Genomic DNA, 20,217 nt, shown 5'->3' with positions numbered 1-20,217 from the left:
GAGCGAAGGACTGGAAATCCGGTTAATTCGTTCCGATATAGACAAGAAGTCCGGTCAAGTTTACCTCGAGAAAACGCGCGCTTCGGAGCAGGTCATGTGTCCGGAGCGTTTATGCGTGAGGTGAAGGGCTGGAAAATCTTAGATACCTGGTGATGTGAATGCGAGATCCCTACAGCGTTCTCGGGGTGGCAAAAAATGCCAGCGAGGGCGACATTAAAAAGGCTTTTCGGAAGCTGGCCAAAAAACACCATCCGGATCAGAACAAGGACGATCCGGCGGCGCAACAGCAATTTGCCGAAGTGAACCAGGCCTACGAAATTGTGGGCGATAAGGACAAGCGGGCGCAGTTCGACCGCGGCGAGATTGACGCGGAAGGCAAGCAGCGCTTCCAGTCAAAAGGGTTCGAAGGTTTTTCCGGCTTTGAGGATTTCGGAACGGGCAACGGTGCCCAGGGCTTTCGCTCAAATGGCGGTTCGGGTGGCTTCGATGACATCCTGAATGACATTTTCGGCGGCTTCGGTGGTCGCTCCGGATCCCGGCCTGGTGCTGGCGCAGGGTTTGGCGGTGGCGGCGCGCGCACGAAAGCACCGCCGAAAACCAAGGGCAAGAACGTGGACATCGTTGCCCGCGTGTCCCTCGAAGACATCGTCAATTCCGGCAAGACGCAGGTGACACTTCCAAGCGGCAAAACCGTCAATGTCACCTTGCCGAAAGGTTTGGAAGAAGGCGAAAAAATCCGCCTGAAGGGTCAGGGCCATCCGGGTGACAACGGCGGGCCTGCCGGCGACGTGATGGTCGAAGTCCGTATCAAGCCACATAAGCTTTTCGAAGTGAAAGGGTCCGATCTTCACCTGGATCTGCCACTGACGCTCTATGAGGCAGTGCTCGGTGCAAAGGTCCGCACGCCGACGCTGTCTGGTGCGGTGAACCTGACGATACCGCCGAACACCTCCAGCGGGAAGGCCATGCGTCTCAAGGGCAAAGGTCTGCCAACCAAGAATGGCGGGCACGGCGATCTCCTGGTGAAACCGCAGATCATCATGGCGCCCCATGCCGACAATGAGCTGGACACCTTGATGAAAGCCTGGAAGGAAATCACACCTTACCGGGCGCGTGGACCGGAGTTTGATTAAGCCGCAATCGGCTTAGTGCCCCCTCAGATGTCCTATCAGCTTTCAGGCTGTCAGTCAGGGTTCGCCGCCCCGGCCTTGAGCCGGGGCCGTTTCCCCGCGTTGACAAAGGTCCCGGATCAAGTCCGGGACCGCTCATGTAATGATGAGAGGGTATGCCCGTCGACCGGACAGCGCACATTGTCAGCTCTGCAATTCCGCCAGCAGTTCTTCCAGCATCTCCATGCCCTTGCCCCAGCCCTTGTCGAGGCCGCTGATCGCACCGGCGAAACAAGAGATCTCCGCTTCGCTTGCATCGTGCGGTGTCCAGACAAGCCGGACCTCGGTCTGGTCGCCGGACTGGGTGAATGTCACCGTTGTCAGAAGCGTGCGCGGCCAGTCGGGCATCATCGGGTTTGCCGTGACCTCCCAGTCTGCATCCGAGACGGAATGCAGCCAGACGAGCCTTTCAGGCGCGACGACCTCGGTATATTCAACCCGCTGATAATGGGATCCACCACCGAACCGCATTTCATTCAGCCAGAGCCCGCCAGGTCTGACATCAAGCTGGTGAATGACAGTTTCGACGCCGGGTCCATACCAGCGGGCGAGCAGATCCGGGTCCGTCCAGGTTTTCCAGACCAGGTCACGCGGCGCGTTGAAACGCCTTTCGAGAATGTACTCAGGCAATGACACGTCAGTTCTCCTGCTTGTCCGTGTTTTTCAACTCTTCAAGAAGCGTGTCGAGCTGATCAAAGCTCGACGACCAGAACGTTCTGAACTCTTCCAGCCACGCGACCGCATCCTTCATCGGGCCGGCGTTCAGCCGGGCCGGGCGCCGCTGGCGATCCGCACCGCGCGTTATCAGACCGGCACGTTCCAGAACCTTCAAATGTTTCGAGACAGCCGGCTGGCTCATGTCGAACGGCTCTGCGATTTCCGCAACGGATGCCTCCCCTGCTGCCAGCCGTGTCAAGATTGCGCGCCGCGTCGGATCGGACAGGGCGGCAAAGACTGCATCAAGTCCGGATCGATCAGATATATAACCAACTTGTTCCATAACTTAATGGTTAAATACTAATCACTGATTGTCAAGCTTGTCAATTTAAATAACATGTTATATAACTTGTTATATAACAGGAGTTGCGGCATGGTTGAAGATGTTGTCCGGGCCCTTGGCTACGGCACGCTCGGAAGCCGGCTCAAACGGATCGGTGAAAAACTGCAGGCACAAACCGAGGAGGTCGGTGTTCAGCTCACCGGCGCCGATTTGCCGGCTTCTCATAATCCTGTCCTGGCAGCGCTTGACCGGAACGGTCCACTCAGTATCGGGCAAATCGCGGAAGCGCTTGGACAAAGCCAGCCCGGAGTGACGCGGATGGTGAACAGCCTCAGGACGGCCGGTCTAGTCGTGGGGCACGCGGACGAAACCGATCGGCGCATCAACAGAATAGCCCTGACGAAAACAGGTGAAGCCCTGGTTCACCATCTGCAGGAGACCTTCTGGCCACAGATCATGGTTGCCGTGAAAGATGCGTGTTCCGACTTGAACGGCTCACTCCTGCAGCAACTCTCCCAACTGGAAGAGGCGCTTGAGGACGTGCCTCTCAAGAAGCGCTGCTCTCAAAGCGACAGCCCGAACTGGGCGGTGCTGACACGGGAAATGGAGAAAGATGTATGATCAAGCGTATCTGGCGCGGATGGACGACCCCTGAGAATGCCGACCGCTATATTCAGGTTCTGACCGGTTCGGTCATCCCCGGCATCGAAGCCATGTCGACACAAGGCTACCTTGGCATTGAAGTCTTGCGCCGTTCGCATGCCGACGAAGTGGAATTCATGACGATCATGCGGTTCCGTTCGATCGACGACATTATCGCCTTTCAGGGTCCTGATTATGAGCGCAGCCATGTGCCGGAGGTGGCCCAACAGGTGCTGAGCCGCTGGGATCAGGTCGCGAAACACTACGAATATCTGACTTCAAGCGAACACTTGGAAATGAAGTCATGAACAATCCTTTGAACCGCGTTGTCTGGTCGGCACTTACGTCGCGGCAAAGCCGGATTTCAATTGGCGGCGCGCGCGCGAGGCGATTTGATCCGGAGATCTCGCCTTTTGCCGCGTCGAAAGACAATTCAGCCGGCGCCCTGGACGCGTTGGCGGACCTGATCGCGCCGAACGATGCGCCGGTGTTCCTGCTTCAGGCGGAACAGATCCGGCTGCCCGACACGCTCGTTGCCGAAAAAACCGCGCTGGGGGTCCTCATGACAGAGCGTGTTGCGACGACAGCGAAGACACATGATTTCGAGATTTCCGCACTCTCAGATAGCGACATACCCGAGATGCTCACGCTTGCGGAACTGACCAAGCCCGGCCCCTTTACCAGCCGGACACCTGAACTCGGTACGTTCCTTGGTGTCAAACTCGACGGGCGGCTGGCTGCCATGGGCGGAACACGGCTGAACCTTAAGGGCTTCACGGAAATCAGTGGACTTTGCACCCATCCTGACCATCAGGGCAAGGGCCTCGCAAGCGCCCTCACCCTTCAGATTGCCTCTGAGATCCGAGCGCGCGGAGATACGCCCTTTCTTCATGCTTATGCGGACAACCACGGTGCAATAGCGCTTTACCGCAAGCTAGGATTTGAAATCTGGGACGAGGTGAATGTCGCCGTTGTCAGCCGTGGATCCTGAAGCGAGGTGAAACGCTTAATTAGCGCCGCGCAAGGTGCGATCGAGCTACTTACGAGTGATTTCGTACGCCCGAGCGGACATCTGAATGGCAGGAAGCAAAAGTCCCGGGAGGATTTCGAACTGTGTCTCACACTGGGTTTTAAAGCACATGGCTTTATAGAACTGCACCGCTTCTGTGCTGCTCTTTAGAACTGTAAGCTGAGCACTGTTTGCCCGATCATGTTCAAGAATTGCATCCCTCAGCAACCTCTGACCGAGGCCCATTTTCTGGAAGTCACGCAGAACATAGAGCCCCCACAGATAAGTCACATTTTTCCGTGACGCCGACATACAACATCCGCAAACACTGTCTTGATGTTCCGCAACGAAAGCCGTCTCTCCGTTACACGGAAGCAAGCCGCCGATATCCTCGCTTGCCAAAGTCTCAACAAGTCTTTTTGTCAGGTCCTGCCCAAGCTCGGCTTGGTAGGTCTCCCACCAACTCGCCCGCAGAAAGGATCTGAGACCATTCACGCGCGCGGCATTGATTTTGGAGATGAAAATACGATGCTGCTCCGCCATTTTTTCCTGACTAAGCCGCGCCCTTTTTCTCAAACTCCCGTAGCCTTTGCCGCAGATATTTCGCAGCCGAACGGTAATGGCTCGGCCCTGAAGCTTCCGCCCAACGCCCGCTCGTCCACGCATTGTTCGCGCCTTTCATGGGCCCGGCATAAAGATCGTGATCTGACAACTTCTCGATCAGACCGAGTAGAGCTTCGTGGCTCTGTTTCAGAAACTCGACTGCCTGCAGCCAGTTCATGTCCGCCTGCTGTTTTCTGAGGTCTGCGTTGTACCGCTTCGTCTCGTTCCACTTGTATCCCTTTGCCGGGAAATAGACTGTCTTGCCCAGTTGGCCGTCTTCATACCAGCCCATGAACAATTCAATCCAGTGGGCACGGTGCGCGACGATGTCTTTCGGCGAGATGCCTTCGCCGTCTGTTTCCAGCTGCAAAGCAACGGGGAGCTTTTCCAAAAGGAGTTCCAGTTTCGAGAACTCTTTTTCGGTCAGCGACAAAAGCTCTTGTTTCGACTGTGCTGCCATATCAAACCCTCCAGGCACCTTGCACTGGAGCGAAATTCAAACATCCCGGCATTGATTTCTGACAAAGTCTTTCCCAGAAAATACCTAGCGTCCCAGGGGATTGAACGCATTGCCCTCAAACACCCGAACAACCTATCAAGGGTTGCAATCCGGCAACACGCTGAGACAATTTGATTTGCGTCGCATATAGATATTGCAATCTTTGAGCGCATCTCCTAGCCAATCTACACCTGATAAAAATGACTAGGTTAGACAATGCGTATTCTATTTGGCCTGATAATTCTCTCACTCTTTTCCTCCTTCAGTTTTGCCGACACAATCCGTCAGACCATACCAGCGAACAAATCGTCGGCGGTGGGTCTTCACGGAACCTATGGCCCCGAATGTGAAAGTGGCGTGACCCCGCAGATTAAAGTGACCAAAGAGCCCGAAAACGGCAGCGTCTCCTTTCAGCAGATCAACACCAAACTCAGCGAAAAGGCCGGCCGCTGCGCAGGCAGGCCCGTGAAGGGAACCGTCGTGGTGTACAAGCCCAACAGAGGCTTCCGCGGCAAGGACGTCTTTCGGATCAGGTTCACCATGGACATGTATGACTATGGTTCTGCCAAGATCAGGAACGTGGCCCATAAATACGTTATCGAGGTAAAGTAGGCTGCACGGCGCGCGGGTCCGTGTTTGATCGCTGAGTGAACAAAGTTTATCTGTCCTGCCAGTCGTAGAACCAGTAAGCGCCCTGGAGAAAGAGCTTGCGGAACGCAGGCAGAGGAAACTTGCGAAGCGGCGCTTGAAGCGGTGCGGGCAGGTCCTGCCGTTTCAAAGAACCGGTTATCAAACCCGCCAGCTTTTCTCCTGAAATGGACGCCATCGCGACACCGCTGCCGTGCCAGCCCATGGCAGCGTAAATGCCCTCCATGCCCGGCACCTCGCCGACGAAAGGCGTTAGTGAACGCGCAATGCAGACATTGCCGTGCCAGCTGAAATCCGCCTCGACATGTGCCCAGGCCGGGAACATCGCTTCGAAATCGCTGCGGGCCCGTTTTCGCATCGCCGCGAGCGATGGCGCGTTATCGAAGATGCCGCCGCGCGTCCCGAACAGGAAACGGCGATCCGGCAGCAATCGAAAGTAATGAAGCAAAATTCTGGTATCGGCGGCCATTGTGTCCGCGGTCCAGCCCTGATCAGACAACTCATTCGCGCTCAGCGGCCGCGTGACCTGAATGGACGACATTACCGGCAGTGTCCGTCCGTACAACCAGTTCGGAACGTTTTCCCTGGCATAACCGTTTCCCGCAAGCACGACCTTTTTCGCGCGCACAAAACCTTGTTCTGTTTCAAGCCGCCAGCGGTCGCCGTCGAGGCTGAGCCCTGTGACCGGTGACTTGCCGAAAATCCGTGCCCCGGCGCGGCGCACTTCATCGCCGAGCGCCAGCACATACTTCATTGGATTGAGGGCAAAACCATATGGCACGTGAAGGCCGCCGTGGAACCCCGGACCGCCATAACCCTCGCCGTTGAGATCCGCCTTTGAAAGTACACGCGCCTTGACACCAAAATTGTCTTTCAGAAATACGGCTTCATCGCCGAGGCTGCTCAGATCCCTGGGGCGATGGGCCAGATAGATCTCGCCGTTCGAGTGACAATCGGCGTCGATATTCCAGTCTTTAAGCCGTTGTGCGACCAGATTAATGCCGGCGACCTGGTAAGCCATAAACTTTCGGGCTTCATCCAGTCCAAACCTTCGGACCAGCTGACTTGTATCGAGCTTGGTTCCCCCAAGGCAACAGAAGCCGCCGTTGCGGCCCGACGCGCCGAAGCCGACATGTTCCGCCTCCAGAATGCATACGGATACACCGCTTTGCGCCAGTTTGAGAGCAGCGCTCAAACCTGCAAAGCCTGCGCCGATAACCGCAACCTCAAAGAGTGCATTGCCCATGAGCTGACGGTCTGAGCGCACATTCCCGACGCTTGCTTCCCAATAGCTGCCGATTGTTGTGCGGGGGATCTTGTTCTGCTGCAGCATGTCAGATCCCAAGCCTGTCGCGCAGAGAAAACCAGGTCATCGCCAGAACAAGAATCGGAAACCGCAGCCGGTCGCCGCCGGGAAACGCGGGAATGTTCAACTTCTCGAAGACATCGAAACGGCCGGCGGTTCCCGCAACGGCTTCCGCCAGGATCTGTCCACCGAGGGTCGCCATCGCGACCCCATGACCCGAATAGCCCGTCGCCGTCAGCATGTTTGGCGCAAGCCTTTTGAAGAAGGGCATACGTTTGGGTGTGATCGCCAGTGTCCCACCCCAGCCATAGTCAATACGAGCATCTTTCAGCTGCGGAAAGATCTCCAACATGGGAGCCCGAACGAACGACTTGATGTCATCGGGAAAACGATATCCGTAATTCTCGCCACCGCCGAACAAAAGGCGGCGGTCCGCAGAAAGACGGAAATAATTGATCACGAACTTGCTGTCGGCGACCGCGGCATTGTTCGCGATCAGATCCCCTGCCTCGTTTTCGGAGAAAGGCTCCGTCGCAACGATGTAATTGTTAATCGGCATGACATGTGCGGCAGTCTCCCGGTCGAGCCGTCCGAGATATCCGTTGCAGGCCAGGATCAAATGATCCGCAGAAACCTCGCCTTGGCCGGTCGCAACGGTAATCTTGCCGCTGCCCTTGCCGCGCACCGAGGAGACGGTCGTTTCTTCGAAGATCCGCGCACCGGCTGCCTCGGCGGCCCGTCCGAGACCAAGCGCAAAATTGAGGGGATGAAGATGGCCGGCACCCATGTCGAGCGAACCGCCAAAATAACGGGGACTGCCGACATGGTCCTTTATTTCATCCGGGCCGACGAAACGAATGTCTTCGTAGCCGTAGTTGAGGTGCAGATGCTCCACATAATCCCGGCTTTCCTCCAGGTAGGACTTTCGGTGATCCGCGTGAAGGATTCCTGGCGTGAAATCACATGCGATAGCGTGCCGCGAAACCAGGTCCCTGACCAGATCCTTGGACTGTTCGGCCAGGTCCCAGAGGAGCTTCGCATGCGCCACGCCGTGCCGCTCTTCCAGAACTGTTTGTTCAACCCGTTGCCCTGACCCAACCTGCCCCCCATTGCGTCCCGACGCGCCCCAACCGACCCTGTTGGCTTCGAGAAGGATCACGTCAAGCCCGCGTTCCGCCAGATGCAGTGCGGCCGAAAGGCCTGTATACCCGCCTCCGACAATGCAAACCTGGCAGGTGTGCTGCCCGCCCAATGGAGTGTGCGACGTGGTCCAGTTTGCCGTTGCAGCATAATAGGAAGGGGCGTGCCGACCAGGCGTATCGTTCGCCGTCAGGAGATCTAGCGCTGTCAGCATCGCGGCTCGCCGGCTCCTTTGAATACACGCGTCGTGACCTGAAGCGTCACCATCTATCGTTCAAGCGCTTGATTCAAGGTGAAGTCAACTCTCTGCGAGGAAGTTTTTGCTTGATTTTGCAAGCCCTTGCAACTCACCCTGCATTAACCGGCACCCTTGACAGCCTGCGCGTGACCCGTGACATGTTCAAATTCAGATGACCCAAAAGGAAGGCAAAACTGTGTTAGGTCCCACGGAACACCCCTGGCTCGACCCTTTGTGGCGGCGTGTCGCGCTTGTCGTATTTTGCGGCGGCTGGACAATAATGGAATACGCGCTCGGCAATCCGGGCTGGGCGATTTTCATTGGAGCGATCACGCTCTATGCCGGATGGAGCTACTTGTTTGCCTACAAAGGTCCGGATGACCCGACCCGGCAGACGCGGCCAAGGATGGACGAAAGCGAGGAATAGCCGAAGTCATGCAACGGGATAGCGTTACTCGATTTTCTGCAATGCTCGTCTTGGAGAGGATACTCCCGTTCGCGATTCTGCTGCTGTTGTGTCTCGCGGCCGGTATCGAGAGTTCCCCGGCAAGCGATAGGCCAAGTCCGAACCTGTCATCGGTACAAGAGACACTCAACAAACGCTGCGTCGTCTGCCATGGCTGTTACGATGCTCCTTGCCAGCTAAAACTGTCTTCACCGGACGGATGGCTTCGCGGAGCGACCAAAGCCAGGGTGTACGACTCTTCCCGTCTTGAAGACGCACCGATGACCCGCCTCGGGATCGACGCCAAAACAGTGCCCGAATGGCGCCAAAAGGGATTTTTCCCGGTTACAGGTACAGATGGTTCTCCGTCCGTGCTCAAGGCATTGCTCGAAGCGGGACGCAATCAGAAATTCACATTGGGGGCTGCACTGCCGGACGACATCAACCTCAGTCCTCTGCGGCGCAACAGCTGCCCGTCCCCGACCGAAGTCACCGACTATCTCACTGATCATCCCTATGGCGGAATGCCGTTCGGGACAGCGCCACTGCCAGACGCAGACTATCTCAAGCTTCAGGCATGGGCCTCGGATGGCGCACCGTCTCCGACCGAAACCACACCGCTTCCGGAGAACGCGCTGGCCGAAGTCGCCCGGATTGAAGCTTTCTTCAACGCCGCAGACCCAAAGTCCAGACTGGTTGCGCGGTATATCTACGAGCATCTCTTCCTGGCGCATCTGCATCTTGAGGGAGGCGGCCCGAGGCGCTTTTTTCGCCTAATCCGCTCGCGAACCGCGCCAGGCCAACCAGCTGATGAAATCCCTTCCAGGCGGCCCTTCGATGATCCGGGCGGGCCGTTTTTCTATCGGCTCATTCCGCTCGACGGCACCATCCTGCACAAGGAACACATTGTCTACCCAATCGGCAGCAAGCGTCTCAAACGCTACGAGGAGCTCTTTCTGGCCGACGACTGGTCTCTTGACGAGCTTCCTCCTTATTCCAGACAAGCCGGCGGAAACCCTCTGTCCACGTTCCGGGCGATCCCGGCGCGAAGCCGCTATCAGTTTCTTCTCGATGACGCGCTTTATTTCGTGCGCACGTTCATTCGCGGTCCCGTCTGTTACGGCCAGGTCGCGGTCAATGTGATTCAGGATCGCTTCTGGGTATCGTTTCTCGATCCTGACACGGACCTTTCCGTGACCGATCCAAGCTACCTCCAAGAAGCTATCCCGATCCTGGAACTGCCCGTCGCGGTTTCTGATGACAAGATCACCGAACGGCTGAAGAGTTTTCTTCTGGTGAGCCCGATCAAGTATCAGGCGTTCCGCCAGAAACGATATGCGGAAAGAGCTCTGGCAGAGGGAGGTCTTGGATATTCCGACATTTGGGATGGTGAGGGAAACAACAAGGACGCGCGCCTTACGATCTATCGAAATTTCTCGTCTGCGTCGGTCGTCACGGGATACGAGGGTACGGTCCCCAAAACCGCCTGGGTGATCGATTTTCCGCTATTCGAGCGGATCTACTATGACCTTGTTGCCGGATTTGATGTCTTCGGCAATGTCGAGCATCAGCTCACCACAAGAATGTACATGGACAACCTTCGCCGCGAAGGTGAACGCATGTTCCTCTATTTCCTGCCTGCCGACATGCGTGACGCTTTGCATGACAGCTGGTACCGGGGGCCGCTGGCAAATCTGATAGATCTCTGGAAAGAAAGCCCGATCGACGTCACTACGCCCTCAGGCATCGCGTATCGCACCGACAATCCGAAGGCTGAGTTTTTGGAAGAGCAGCTAAAAATCGCACCAAGGCTTTGGCCGGTCAGCGATCCGATTAACCGGTGCAATGGCAGCGATTGCGCCAACGAACAGAGCGTCGCGGGCGAGCTTAGATCTCTCAGCGGGAGCCCCGCACCTTTCGCGAAGTTCTTGCCGGACATCTCGATTCTGATCGCCGATAGAGCCGGATCGTACGAAGTCTTTACGCTTGCCCACGACATGGCGCATAGCAATGTTGCATTCATCTTCAACGAGGATCTGCGCCGGGAGCCCGAAAAGGACGAACTCACCATTGTACCCGGCCAGTTCAGCAGTTATCCGAACTTCGTCTTCCGGATGAGCGCCGAGGATGTCGCAAACTTCGTTCAGGACGTGCGTGCAATCCGGAGCCAACAGGACTTCCTTGCCGTTGTCGAGCGCTATGGAGTGCGCAGAACTGACCAGACATTCTGGCAGACCTTTGACCTGATCCAAGCGTCGCTGAACGCTCAAAACGCGATCCAGGCCGGGCTTCTTGATCTCAATCGATACAACGATCCGAAACCCCTTGATCCGATTGAAAGGCTTTTTGAATTCACGTTCTCCGTCGACTAACCGACCGCAGAACCGGAACCGGAACATTCTCAGCCGGCATCTCGACCCAGTTCGCTGATCAGCCAATCACAAAAGATGCGGGCGTCGGGTCCGAGCGCTTCGACCGGTGCCGAAGTCACCAGGTAATGACTGTGGCGGCTTTTGATTTTTCTGTTTGAGGCGCGCACCAGACGACCGGCGTCGAGATAAGGCTTTGCAAGGGTTTGCAGGACCAATGCATGGCCGTGGCCAAGAGCAGCAAGTTCAAGCGCGGAAAGCGTTTGGTCCACCTGAAGGCCGGTCCTTTGCGGAACGGGATGGCCGAATGTGCGGAAGAAGCTTTCCCACGTGTCAATCACCCCCATGATATCGAGACGGGGTGCCTTGGCCAGTGCCGAAAGGTCTTTCTCTCCTTGTGCGAAAACAAGGTCAGGGTGGCACACGGGGATGATCGGATCGTTCAGGAGAAACGTGACCCGCCCGTCGGTCCAGGTGCCGTCTCCGAACCTTATGTCTATCTCGAAGAGGTCCGGATGCAGTTTTTCCGCCCAGGAAGCTGAAATCATCTGCAGGTCAATGCCCGGATGCACCTGCTGGAAGGATCTCAGGCGCGGTATCATCCATAAATGGCTGAAGCTGTTCAGGCAGCGGAAGCGTACCGGCTGCTGGTGCCTTTCGCCAAAGACCGAAACAGTCGCGATTGAAAGGTCCGAAAAGGCCTTCTCGACACTCGGCAGGTAGGTTTGGCCAAGGCGGGTGAGGACGAGCTCCCGATGAACCCGATCGAATAGCGGAAATCCCAGCTTCTGTTCCAGCTGCCGCACCTGGTAACTGACAGCGGCCGGCGTGATGAGGAGTTCCTCGGCCGCGCGCGTGAAGTTTCCCAGCCGCGCGGCAGCTTCGAAGGCCCGGAGCCAGGGCAAGGGAGGAAGACTGTATGTCATCAGGTCAACCAGCTTGTGTGAACTCGGAGATTTTTCTATTTTTTGACAGGTACATCCTGCAAAATTTTTCGAAGTCATACCAAATTTTTTTTCACTTCAAAGTTTCTGCAAACTCGGTGAAACTTCGCGGTGAAAATCATGTGGCGGGCATTATGCTGAATGCAAAACGTTGACTACATCATCGTGGGCGCCGGATCCGCGGGCTGCGTTCTGGCGGAGCGTTTGAGCGCGGACCAAGGGATCAGAGTGTTGCTGCTTGAGGCCGGCAGTGCCGACTCGTCACCCTGGGTTCGCCTGCCCCTTGGCTACAGCAAACTCATCTCCAGTCCGAGGCACACCTGGCAATTCACAACCGAGCCCGACGACGGCCTCAACGGGCGCAGCATTTCCTGGCCGCGCGGTCGTCTTCTCGGCGGTTCAGGATCCATAAATGCCATGGTTTATTGCCGGGGTCTGACGGAGGACTATGACGACTGGGAGGCTTCCGGTGCTGAGGGTTGGGGCTGGCGCGATGTCAAACCGATCTTCGAGCACCTTGAAACAAAGGTATCACCCTCCGGCGAAGAACACGGCAGCGGTCCGATCCACGTTCAGAACACGTCTGAACAGATCCATCGACTGAACAGACATTTTTTCGCCGCGCTTGACGAGACAGGCCTCCCGCAAACAGACGACATCAACGGAGACCGCCCCGAGGGCGGCGCCATCTACCACATCAACACGCGACGGGGTGAGCGCTGTTCATCCGCGCGGGCATTCCTGCGTCCGGCCATGGCGCGCGCCAACCTTTCCGTGCGTACCGAAGCTCAGGTCAAGCGCATTCTTTTTGACGGGGTGACAGCGGTCGGCGTCGAACTCACAAGCGGCGAAACGATCACTGCCTCAAACGAGGTCGTTCTGGCTGCAGGTGCGATCGGTTCACCACAGCTCCTCCAGATCTCCGGTGTCGGTCCCGGCCAGTTGTTGCAAGGCCTCGGAATCCCGGTTCTTTTTGCAAATGACAATGTCGGTGGCAATCTCCAGGATCATCTCACGGCGAGCTACACGTTTCGTGCAAGGGAAGCGACACTCAACTCAGTCCTGCGCCCGCTTGCAGGCCAGGCCACTGCCGCCCTGCAATACGCCTTTTCGCGCACGGGCCCCCTCGCCCTTTCGGTGAACCAATGCGGCGGCTTCTTGCGATCACGCCCCGGTTTGAACCAACCGGATCAGCAGCTTTATTTCAACCCAATCAGCTATCGCATGATGGCCAAGGGCAAAACGGCGAAGATGGCTCTTGATCCGTTCGACGGGTTCATTATCTGCGCGCAGCCGACGCGCCCGACGAGCCGCGGGCGGGTCGATATCAAAAGCGCAGACGGCACCGTTTCGCCGTCAATACAGCCGAATTCACTTTCGACCGAAGAAGACCGGCGCGCCGTCGTTGACGGTGGCAGGCTCTGCCAAAAAATCATGGCCAGCAATGCGATGCGCTCCGTCGTGGAAGCATCGGTCGCCCCGCATCTTGGATCCCTTGACGACAGCGAACTTCTCGCAGATTTCCGCGCGCGCGCCAGCACAGTCTATCATCCGGTTTCCACCTGCCGTATGGGCGAAAACCGGGATACGACCGTGACCGACAGCCGCCTGCGTGTTCACGGCATCAAGGGCCTCAGGGTCGTCGACGCATCAGCTTTTCCAAACATCACATCAGGCAACACCAACGCACCGACGATGATGCTTGCCCTCAAAGGGGCAGACATCATCCTGCAAGACCGGAAACGAGCCACATCATGACCGCTGAGGACATCGCCCAGGATTATCTGAAGACCGGATGGCTGGATAATCTACCGAACGGCCATTTCATAAACGGAAGGGTCACGCCGCCATCAAACCGGAAAATGGAGAGCTTTGATCCAGGCCGCGCGGAGGCGTTTGCGGAGTTCTCACTCGGCGAGAGTAAGGACATGGACCACGCCGTCGCGACGGCAGAGAAAGCTGCTGCGAATTGGCGTCTGGTGCCACCCGGCAAGCGTTGCAGGATCCTCAACAATGTCGCCCGTCTTTTTCGCGAGAATGCTGACCGACTTGCAGTTATCGAGGTGGTCGATAGCGGCAAGACCCTCGCAGAAGCAGCAGGTGACGTTCAGTCCTCCGCGCGGCTCTTCGAGTATTACGCTGGTGCCGCCGATAAGCTGGACGGCAGGTCTGTCAATCTCGGCCCCGCCTACACCGCTTTCACCGTACGCGAACCGGTGGGCGTAACAGGGCATATCATACCCTGGAACTATCCGACATCGACCTTCGCGCGCGGTGTCGCCCCAGCACTCGCCGCAGGATGTTCCGTCGTTGCCAAGCCCGCCGAAACAACACCCTTCACAGCGTTGATCATGGCCGAACTTCTATGCGAGGCCGGTGTCCCGGAAGGACTAGTGAATGTCGTAACAGGTCTTGGCTCGGATGTCGGCGCGCAAATGGCGCGCGACCCACGTATCAAGCAGCTAACCTTTACCGGTTCCGTATCAACCGGCGTCAATGTTGCTCAAATGGCTGCGCCCAATGTCACGCGTCTGACCCTTGAACTTGGAGGCAAGTCTCCGCTGATCGCCTTTGGTGACGCGGATCCCGAAAAAGTCGCCGACGGCGCCTACTGGGCGATCTTTTCCAATTCCGGGCAGATCTGTTCCGCAGGATCCCGTCTGATCCTGCACAAGACGATCCGCGACGATGTGCTTTCAATTCTCACCGAGCGCGCCAAATCAATCAGGCCTGCGCACGGCCTGACGGCCCCTGACATGGGCGCCATCAATTCGCAGCTGCACCTGTCGCGTATCAAGGCCCATGTTGATGCAGCAAAATCACGCGGTGCAAATCTGCTGACAGGCGGGGACGTTACCGTGGACGCGGACACCGGCAAAGGCTGGTTCTTTCAGCCGACCGTCATCGCCGACCTTGCCGCCAACGATCCCGCTGTGCAGGATGAGATCTTCGGACCCGTCTTGTCAGTTCAGAATTTCGAGAGCGAGGACGAGGCTATCCAGTTGGCCAATGGAACGGAATTCGGCCTCATCGCGAGCGTCTACACGCAAGATGTCGGCAGGGCCATGCGGGTCGCGTCAGCCATGGATTGCGGTCAGGTTTCGATCAACGACTACTGGGCCGGCGGCCTGGAACTTCCCTTCGGTGGCAACAAGAAGTCCGGATACGGCCGCGAGAAGGGTTGGGAGGGACTTGACGCCTATACCAAGGTAAAGTCGATCACCATCAGCAACGCGAGCTAAGAACCCTTTCATGAAACTCGCCCAAATCGAGACCTTTGTTGTCGGAAATCCTCCGCCGCGCCATGGCGGGCGCTACTTCATTTTCGTGAAGCTGGTCACCCTATGCGGTATTACCGGCTATGGCGAAATCTACAACGCCACGTTCGGGCCTCATCTGGTCGCCGAGATGGCGAAAGACGTGTTTCAACGGCAGTTTGAAGGCGAAGACCCGCATCATATCGAAAAGCTCTGGCATAAAACCTATGGCGCCGGATACACGCAGCGGCCCGATGTTTCGGTCATGGGCGTTCTCTCCGGGCTGGAGATGGCCTGCTGGGACATTATCGGCAAGGCTGCGGGCAAACCCGCCTACGAGCTCCTTGGCGGCAAGGTGCACGAGCGGCTGCGATCCTACACATACCTCTATCCGCTTGACGGTGATGTCTATCCCGACCCGGACACACCCAATGTCTACAACGATCCCGGCATGGCGGCTGAGGCAGCGATCAAGGCGGTCGAACAGGGTTTTACGGCCGTCAAATTCGATCCGGCGGGCGCTTACACGATCTATGATGGGCATCAGCCGAGCCTTGAAGACCTGACCCGTTCCGAAGCCTTCTGCCGCACAATTCGGGAGGCTGTCGGCGACAAGGCCGATCTCCTTTTCGGCACCCACGGGCAGTTTACCGTTTCCGGTGCGAAGCGCATGGCGCGCCGGCTTGAGGCCTACGATCCGCTCTGGTTCGAAGAACCGATCCCGCCGGAAAAACCGGAGGACATGGCGGAGGTTGCCCGCTACACGTCCATCCCGGTGGCCACGGGTGAGCGGCTCTGCACGAAATACGAGTTCTCACGCGTTCTGGAAACCGGTGCCGCGAGCATTCTGCAGATGAATTTGGGCCGTGTCGGTGGCCTGCTTGAAGCCAAGAAAATCGCCGCCATGGCGGAGTGCCACTCCGCGCAGGTCGCCCCGCATCTTTACTGCGGCCCGCTGGTGGCACTCGCCAATATCCAGCTCGCCACTTGCAGCCCGAATTTCCTCGTCCTGGAATCCATCCGCACATTCGATGGGTTCTACGCCGAGCTCCTGAAGAACCCCATCCGCTGGGAAGACGGGTATGTTATCCCGTCTGGCGCACCGGGCCTGGGGCATGAGCTGAACGAAGATGTCGCGCGGGCACACCCTTATGAGGGCGATGAACTGCATCTCGGATTGCAGGAAAGCCCGGCCGATCCGCTTTGATCGAGTGCTTTGCTGAAGTAACCTCGCTTCACTCGAGCAAGAGATGTCAGCTGGACAACCTATCTGGGCTCTATGGCTTCCAGGATCATGGGTAACCGCTGTCCCTGCAGCATCATGTGATCGCGCATCAGTTCGTCGGCTTGCGTCCCGGTGTTTTTAAGGATCGCTTCCGCAATAGAGGCATGCTCTTCGGTCGATTTCTGCAGCCGACCACGCATCTGGAAAGGCATGGCGCGGTACGGGTTGATATGACCTGCTAGCTGTTCGATCTGCTCAATCAGCCTGTTGTTTCCCGCCGCATTGTGAATGGCCTGGTGAAACGCAAGATTGGCCTTTGCATAACCGTCCTGGTCATTTGCCTCGGCGGCCGTGCGGCAGAAGTGCAGGGCATCCTCGAGCGCGGCGGCCTTGTCGGCAGTCAGCCGTTCCGCGGCCAGACGGCATGCCATGCCCTCCAGCTCGGCGGCGACTTCAAACAGATCAATGAGTTCCTTCGCCGACAGCACCCTGACGAGGGCACCCTTACGCGGCTTGGTTTCCAATAACCCGCTGTCGACCAGAGAGCGAACAGCTTCCCGAACAGGCGTTCGCGAAACACCGAACCGCTCCGCCAGAGCCGCTTCTTCCAGTTGGTCTCCCGGGCGCAGGACACCGGAGCGTATGTCGTTCCGCAAGGTTTCGATCAGTTGGTCGGCAACGCGGGCCATCAGCATCAATCCTTTGATTTCCATCCCCTTTTAGCTTGCGACGCCTTGCATGTCGATACGTATGTTGACATTTATGTATTTATAAAATTATTATATGTATACATATAGAGTTCATATGTACCAAATGGAGGAGACTGACATGAAATCACCCCTGCTCACGGCCACCGCCCTAGTTGCGATGATGTCCGCACAAGCCGCGCAGGCGACGGAACTTCGGCTGTCACATCAATGGTCGACGCAAGATATTCGCCACAACGTCGCGCAGATGGTTGCCGACGAGGTCGCCACTGCTGACGTGGATCTCGCTATCAAGATCTTTCCGTCCAAGTCGCTGTTCAAACCCCGCGAGCAATACAAGCCGCTCAGCAGGGGACAGCTCGACATGACAGTGTTCCCGCTGAGCTATGCCGGCGGTCAGCGCCCTGCATTCAACCTCACGCTGATGCCGGGCCTCGTGAAGAACCACGACCACGCGGCGCGACTGTTCGACTCGCCTTTCATGGATGAGCTGAAGGCCGAAATGGCGGAAGACGATGTCATGGTGCTTGTGAACGGCTATCTGGCTGGTGGTTTTGTTGGCAAGGACAAGTGCATCACCAAACCGGAAGACGTTTCCGGGTTGCAGACCCGTGCCGCCGGGAAGTCCTTCGAACAGATGTTGGTCGGCGCTGGAGCTTCGATCGCATCGATGGCGTCATCCGAAATCTACAGCGCCATGCAGACCGGCGTTCTCGATGCGGCCAATACGTCATCATCGTCCTTTGTCTCCTACCGCATTTTTGAACAAGTCAGCTGTTACACGCCGGCGGGCGATGTTGCGCTCTGGTTTCTCTACCAGCCTCTCCTGATGAACAAATCCACCTTCGACGGACTGAATGGCGCTCAGCAGGAGGCGCTTCTTGCAGCCGCCGAAAAGGCGGAGGCCTTCTACCTCAAGGAGGCCAAGATCCAGGACGCTGCATCAGTCGAGGTCTTCCGCGAGGCAGGCGTCGAGATTGCCGAGATGACGCCTTCCGACTTCGATGCCTGGCGCGCGCTCGCCCAGAAGACCGCCTACAAGTCCTTTGTGGAATCCGTTCCGAACGGGCAATCGCTTTTGGATATGGCGCTTTCGGTCGAATAACCGGATTTCGGACGGCCCGCCGCGGGCCGTCTTCCCACTTACCACCTATGGAGCAGAAAATGGCTCTCGTTCTCTCAAGGGCCGCACGGTTCAGTGCGTCCGGAATCATCAGGCAGGTTTCCGAAGTATCCGGCTGGATAGCGGCGACGATGATCCTGAGCGCAGTGTTCCTCACCTGCCAGATGATCTTCATCCGTTTTGTCCTCAACGGTTCAACCGTCTGGCAAACGGAGGTCGTGGTGTATCTCGTTGTAGCCGCCACGCTTCTGGGCCTGCCTTTCGTGCAAAAGCACAAGGGACATGTCAATGTCGACCTCTTGCCGATGTGGCTCGGCCCGAGAGCGGCGCGCCTGCTCAAGACGCTGACCTCTTTTTCGGCGCTTGGCATTATCGGCGTTTGCACTTTCTATGGGTACGAATACTGGCATCTCGCATTTAGCCGTGGCTGGACTTCCGACACTGTCACCGCAGTTCCGCTCTGGATTCCCTACCTGTCGCTGCCCGTCGGATTCGGCTTGTTGTTTCTTCAACTCGCAGCGGATTGCCTTGAAGCGTTTTCCGATCTCCCGGGCAAACCGGAAGGAGCCCTGTGATGGATCCTCTTCTTCTCGGCACAATCGTTGCCCTTGCCACCATCGTCATCCTGTTCAGCGGCATTTCGGTTGCCATGGGCCTCCTGCTGGTGTCCGCGGTCTTTCTGGTCATTTTCGATGGGCTGCGGTCGCTGGAATTGATGCCGGAAATCTTCTTCGGCAAGCTCGATAGCTTCGCACTCCTGTCAATCCCGATGTTCATCATCATGGGAGCATCGATTGCCTCAACCCGGGCAGGCGCGGACCTTTACGAAGCGCTTGAACGCTGGCTGACGCGGGTGCCCGGCGGCCTGGTCGTCTCCAACCTGGGGGCTTGCGCGCTTTTTTCGGCCATGTCCGGATCCAGCCCGGCAACTTGTGCGGCCATCGGCAAGATGGGGATCCCGGAAATGCGCAAGCGCGGTTATCCGGAGGAAATCGCCACCGGCTCCATCGCCGCAGGCGGCACCCTCGGGATTCTGATCCCGCCTTCTATCACGATGATCGTCTATGGGATCGCCACCGAAACATCCATCGGCCGGCTGTTTCTCGCAGGTGTGATCCCGGGACTTCTACTGGTCGGCCTGTTCATGGCCTGGTCAATCTATGCAACCTGGCGCTCCGGTGGACGGTCAACGGCCCAAATCAGCTATTCTTGGCGTGACCGGGTCGAAATCCTGCCGCGCGTCCTGCCCTTCATCGCCATAATCGTCGGTGTGCTCTACGCCATGTATGGCGGTGTGGCGACACCATCGGAAACCGCGGCGGTCGGCGCCCTGCTGTGCCTGATCGTCGCCATGGTGATCTACAGGCTGCTCAGCCCAAAATCCCTTTGGGCAGTTCTGCGCGACAGCACCAAGGAAAGCGTGATGATCCTCTTCATTATCGCGGCAGCCGGCGTCTTTTCCTATATGCTCTCCAGTCTCTTCATCACCCAATCGATCGCCGCGTGGATCAGCGACCTTGAGGTCAACCGGTGGGTGCTCATGGCCGCCATCAATGTTTTCCTAATTGTTGCCGGGTTCTTTCTGCCGCCTGTCGCCGTGATCTTGATGGCTGCCCCTATCCTGCTGCCTGTAATCGTAAGCGCCGGTTTCGACCCGATCTGGTTCGCGGTTGTCCTGACCATCAACATGGAAATCGGCCTGATCTCGCCTCCGGTCGGGCTCAATCTTTATGTGATCAACGGCATCGCACCGGACATTTCGCTGAAGAAGATCCTCACCGGATCCCTGCCCTTTGTCCTGTGCATGCTTGTCGCGATCCTGTTGCTGTGCCTCTTCCCCGGCCTTGCCACCTGGCTGCCGAACCTCGTTATGGGCCCTGCCTATTGAGCGTC

21 protein-coding genes are annotated in these 20,217 nt (G+C 57.4%); 13 read left to right on the top strand and 8 right to left on the bottom strand.

Translation table 11 applies throughout. The annotated features are described in order from the left end of the window. Positions 1–158: 158 nt before the first annotated feature. Positions 159–1,133 carry a DnaJ C-terminal domain-containing protein gene (locus tag ABVF61_RS17935; protein ID WP_353994902.1) on the top strand — a complete coding sequence of 325 codons (975 nt, stop codon included), beginning with the start codon at positions 159–161 and terminating at the stop codon, positions 1,131–1,133. 180 nt (positions 1,134–1,313) lie between these two features. Here ABVF61_RS17935 and ABVF61_RS17930 read toward each other — a convergent pair whose 3' ends face one another. Together ABVF61_RS17930 and ABVF61_RS17925 are read right to left on the bottom strand one after the other, a co-directional pair. After that, positions 1,314–1,805 carry an SRPBCC family protein gene (locus ABVF61_RS17930; protein ID WP_353994901.1) on the bottom strand — a complete coding sequence of 164 codons (492 nt, stop codon included), beginning with the start codon at positions 1,803–1,805 and terminating at the stop codon, positions 1,314–1,316. Position 1,806: 1 nt separating this feature from the next. Next, positions 1,807–2,169 carry an ArsR/SmtB family transcription factor gene (locus ABVF61_RS17925; protein WP_353994900.1) on the bottom strand — a complete coding sequence of 121 codons (363 nt, stop codon included), beginning with the start codon at positions 2,167–2,169 and terminating at the stop codon, positions 1,807–1,809. 90 nt (positions 2,170–2,259) lie between these two features. Here ABVF61_RS17925 and ABVF61_RS17920 point away from each other — a divergent pair, with 90 nt between their 5' ends. The 3 genes from ABVF61_RS17920 to ABVF61_RS17910 are packed head-to-tail and all read left to right on the top strand — an operon-like array spanning position 2,260 to position 3,802. Beyond that, positions 2,260–2,790 (top strand): MarR family winged helix-turn-helix transcriptional regulator, encoded by a 531-nt coding sequence (locus ABVF61_RS17920; protein ID WP_353994899.1) that lies wholly within the window; start codon positions 2,260–2,262, stop codon positions 2,788–2,790. Next, on the top strand, positions 2,787–3,119 hold the full coding sequence (locus ABVF61_RS17915; RefSeq protein ID WP_353994898.1) for an antibiotic biosynthesis monooxygenase family protein: 333 nt from the start codon (positions 2,787–2,789) through the stop codon (positions 3,117–3,119). The genes ABVF61_RS17920 and ABVF61_RS17915 overlap by 4 nt, the downstream gene beginning before the upstream one ends. After that, the gene (locus ABVF61_RS17910; protein ID WP_353994897.1) at positions 3,116–3,802 is read left to right on the top strand and encodes a GNAT family N-acetyltransferase; all 687 of its coding nucleotides are present in this window, start codon (positions 3,116–3,118) and stop codon (positions 3,800–3,802) included. The genes ABVF61_RS17915 and ABVF61_RS17910 overlap by 4 nt, the downstream gene beginning before the upstream one ends. Before the next feature lie 45 nt (positions 3,803–3,847). On the opposite strand, the gene ABVF61_RS17905 is transcribed toward ABVF61_RS17910, so the two are convergent. Then, on the bottom strand, positions 3,848–4,363 hold the full coding sequence (locus tag ABVF61_RS17905) for a GNAT family N-acetyltransferase (RefSeq protein ID WP_353994896.1): 516 nt from the start codon (positions 4,361–4,363) through the stop codon (positions 3,848–3,850). A gap of 10 nt (positions 4,364–4,373) precedes the next feature. Then, positions 4,374–4,883: a ClbS/DfsB family four-helix bundle protein gene (locus ABVF61_RS17900; protein ID WP_353994895.1), complete on the bottom strand. Its 510-nt coding sequence runs from the start codon at positions 4,881–4,883 to the stop codon at positions 4,374–4,376. Positions 4,884–5,138: 255 nt separating this feature from the next. On the opposite strand from ABVF61_RS17900, the gene ABVF61_RS17895 reads away from it, so the two are divergent. After that, entirely contained in the window at positions 5,139–5,534 is a 396-nt protein-coding gene (locus tag ABVF61_RS17895; RefSeq protein ID WP_353994894.1) for a hypothetical protein, read from the top strand. 46 nt (positions 5,535–5,580) lie between these two features. Here the strand turns inward: ABVF61_RS17895 and ABVF61_RS17890 are convergent, their stop codons facing one another. Continuing rightward, positions 5,581–6,903, bottom strand: coding sequence for an NAD(P)/FAD-dependent oxidoreductase (locus tag ABVF61_RS17890; protein ID WP_353994893.1), 1,323 nt, complete (start codon positions 6,901–6,903; stop codon positions 5,581–5,583). 1 nt (position 6,904) lies between these two features. After that, positions 6,905–8,230 (bottom strand): NAD(P)/FAD-dependent oxidoreductase, encoded by a 1,326-nt coding sequence (locus tag ABVF61_RS17885; protein WP_353994892.1) that lies wholly within the window; start codon positions 8,228–8,230, stop codon positions 6,905–6,907. Between the two features lie 220 nt (positions 8,231–8,450). Between ABVF61_RS17885 and ABVF61_RS17880 the strand changes: the two genes are divergently transcribed. Next, the gene (locus ABVF61_RS17880; protein WP_353994891.1) at positions 8,451–8,681 is read left to right on the top strand and encodes a hypothetical protein; all 231 of its coding nucleotides are present in this window, start codon (positions 8,451–8,453) and stop codon (positions 8,679–8,681) included. Between the two features lie 299 nt (positions 8,682–8,980). Continuing rightward, on the top strand, positions 8,981–11,071 hold the full coding sequence (locus ABVF61_RS17875) for a fatty acid cis/trans isomerase (RefSeq protein ID WP_353994890.1): 2,091 nt from the start codon (positions 8,981–8,983) through the stop codon (positions 11,069–11,071). A 29-nt stretch (positions 11,072–11,100) separates the two neighbouring features. Here ABVF61_RS17875 and ABVF61_RS17870 read toward each other — a convergent pair whose 3' ends face one another. Beyond that, positions 11,101–11,994: a LysR family transcriptional regulator gene (locus ABVF61_RS17870; RefSeq protein WP_353994889.1), complete on the bottom strand. Its 894-nt coding sequence runs from the start codon at positions 11,992–11,994 to the stop codon at positions 11,101–11,103. A 159-nt stretch (positions 11,995–12,153) separates the two neighbouring features. On the opposite strand from ABVF61_RS17870, the gene ABVF61_RS17865 reads away from it, so the two are divergent. From ABVF61_RS17865 to ABVF61_RS17855, 3 genes are read left to right on the top strand one after another with little or no spacing between them, the layout of a single operon-like run. Next, a complete protein-coding gene (locus tag ABVF61_RS17865) occupies positions 12,154–13,770 on the top strand; it encodes a GMC family oxidoreductase (RefSeq protein WP_353994888.1) in 1,617 nt (538 codons plus the stop codon). After that, positions 13,767–15,254: an aldehyde dehydrogenase family protein gene (locus ABVF61_RS17860; protein WP_353994887.1), complete on the top strand. Its 1,488-nt coding sequence runs from the start codon at positions 13,767–13,769 to the stop codon at positions 15,252–15,254. The genes ABVF61_RS17865 and ABVF61_RS17860 overlap by 4 nt, the downstream gene beginning before the upstream one ends. Before the next feature lie 10 nt (positions 15,255–15,264). Continuing rightward, complete coding sequence (locus ABVF61_RS17855; RefSeq protein ID WP_353994886.1) at positions 15,265–16,476, top strand: mandelate racemase/muconate lactonizing enzyme family protein; 1,212 nt, start codon at positions 15,265–15,267, stop codon at positions 16,474–16,476. Between the two features lie 59 nt (positions 16,477–16,535). Here the strand turns inward: ABVF61_RS17855 and ABVF61_RS17850 are convergent, their stop codons facing one another. After that, positions 16,536–17,183, bottom strand: coding sequence for a GntR family transcriptional regulator (locus ABVF61_RS17850; RefSeq protein ID WP_353994885.1), 648 nt, complete (start codon positions 17,181–17,183; stop codon positions 16,536–16,538). A 139-nt stretch (positions 17,184–17,322) separates the two neighbouring features. Here ABVF61_RS17850 and dctP point away from each other — a divergent pair, with 139 nt between their 5' ends. From dctP to ABVF61_RS17835, 3 genes are read left to right on the top strand one after another with little or no spacing between them, the layout of a single operon-like run. Continuing rightward, a complete protein-coding gene (gene dctP / locus ABVF61_RS17845; protein ID WP_353994884.1) occupies positions 17,323–18,306 on the top strand; it encodes a TRAP transporter substrate-binding protein DctP in 984 nt (327 codons plus the stop codon). Positions 18,307–18,365: 59 nt separating this feature from the next. Further along, positions 18,366–18,899 (top strand): TRAP transporter small permease, encoded by a 534-nt coding sequence (locus ABVF61_RS17840; RefSeq protein ID WP_353994883.1) that lies wholly within the window; start codon positions 18,366–18,368, stop codon positions 18,897–18,899. Next, positions 18,899–20,212, top strand: coding sequence for a TRAP transporter large permease (locus tag ABVF61_RS17835; RefSeq protein WP_353994882.1), 1,314 nt, complete (start codon positions 18,899–18,901; stop codon positions 20,210–20,212). Before ABVF61_RS17840 ends, ABVF61_RS17835 begins: the two co-directional genes overlap by 1 nt. Positions 20,213–20,217: the final 5 nt, after the last annotated feature.

The organism is Roseibium sp. HPY-6 (assembly GCF_040530035.1).
Classification (GTDB): domain Bacteria; phylum Pseudomonadota; class Alphaproteobacteria; order Rhizobiales; family Stappiaceae; genus Roseibium.
Note: the sequence above shows the minus strand (reverse complement) of the source record. Positions and strands in the feature narration are given on the sequence as shown.

Bases quoted from the DNA above. Each gene is read 5' to 3' on its own strand.
- ABVF61_RS17920 (WP_353994899.1), top strand. From the start codon at position 2,260: ATGGTTGAAGATGTTGTCCGGGCCCTTGGCTACGGCACGCTCGGAAGC.
- ABVF61_RS17835 (WP_353994882.1), top strand. From the start codon at position 18,899: ATGGATCCTCTTCTTCTCGGCACAATCGTTGCCCTTGCCACCATCGTC.
- ABVF61_RS17865 (WP_353994888.1), top strand. From the start codon at position 12,154: ATGCAAAACGTTGACTACATCATCGTGGGCGCCGGATCCGCGGGCTGC.
- ABVF61_RS17875 (WP_353994890.1), top strand. From the start codon at position 8,981: ATGACCCGCCTCGGGATCGACGCCAAAACAGTGCCCGAATGGCGCCAA.
- ABVF61_RS17915 (WP_353994898.1), top strand. From the start codon at position 2,787: ATGATCAAGCGTATCTGGCGCGGATGGACGACCCCTGAGAATGCCGAC.
- ABVF61_RS17870 (WP_353994889.1), bottom strand. From the start codon at position 11,994: ATGACATACAGTCTTCCTCCCTTGCCCTGGCTCCGGGCCTTCGAAGCT.
- ABVF61_RS17910 (WP_353994897.1), top strand. From the start codon at position 3,116: ATGAACAATCCTTTGAACCGCGTTGTCTGGTCGGCACTTACGTCGCGG.
- ABVF61_RS17900 (WP_353994895.1), bottom strand. From the start codon at position 4,883: ATGGCAGCACAGTCGAAACAAGAGCTTTTGTCGCTGACCGAAAAAGAG.
- dctP (WP_353994884.1), top strand. From the start codon at position 17,323: ATGAAATCACCCCTGCTCACGGCCACCGCCCTAGTTGCGATGATGTCC.
- ABVF61_RS17855 (WP_353994886.1), top strand. From the start codon at position 15,265: ATGAAACTCGCCCAAATCGAGACCTTTGTTGTCGGAAATCCTCCGCCG.
- ABVF61_RS17850 (WP_353994885.1), bottom strand. From the start codon at position 17,183: ATGGCCCGCGTTGCCGACCAACTGATCGAAACCTTGCGGAACGACATA.
- ABVF61_RS17905 (WP_353994896.1), bottom strand. From the start codon at position 4,363: ATGGCGGAGCAGCATCGTATTTTCATCTCCAAAATCAATGCCGCGCGC.
- ABVF61_RS17860 (WP_353994887.1), top strand. From the start codon at position 13,767: ATGACCGCTGAGGACATCGCCCAGGATTATCTGAAGACCGGATGGCTG.
- ABVF61_RS17925 (WP_353994900.1), bottom strand. From the start codon at position 2,169: ATGGAACAAGTTGGTTATATATCTGATCGATCCGGACTTGATGCAGTC.
- ABVF61_RS17895 (WP_353994894.1), top strand. From the start codon at position 5,139: ATGCGTATTCTATTTGGCCTGATAATTCTCTCACTCTTTTCCTCCTTC.
- ABVF61_RS17885 (WP_353994892.1), bottom strand. From the start codon at position 8,230: ATGCTGACAGCGCTAGATCTCCTGACGGCGAACGATACGCCTGGTCGG.
- ABVF61_RS17890 (WP_353994893.1), bottom strand. From the start codon at position 6,903: ATGCTGCAGCAGAACAAGATCCCCCGCACAACAATCGGCAGCTATTGG.
- ABVF61_RS17840 (WP_353994883.1), top strand. From the start codon at position 18,366: ATGGCTCTCGTTCTCTCAAGGGCCGCACGGTTCAGTGCGTCCGGAATC.
- ABVF61_RS17935 (WP_353994902.1), top strand. From the start codon at position 159: ATGCGAGATCCCTACAGCGTTCTCGGGGTGGCAAAAAATGCCAGCGAG.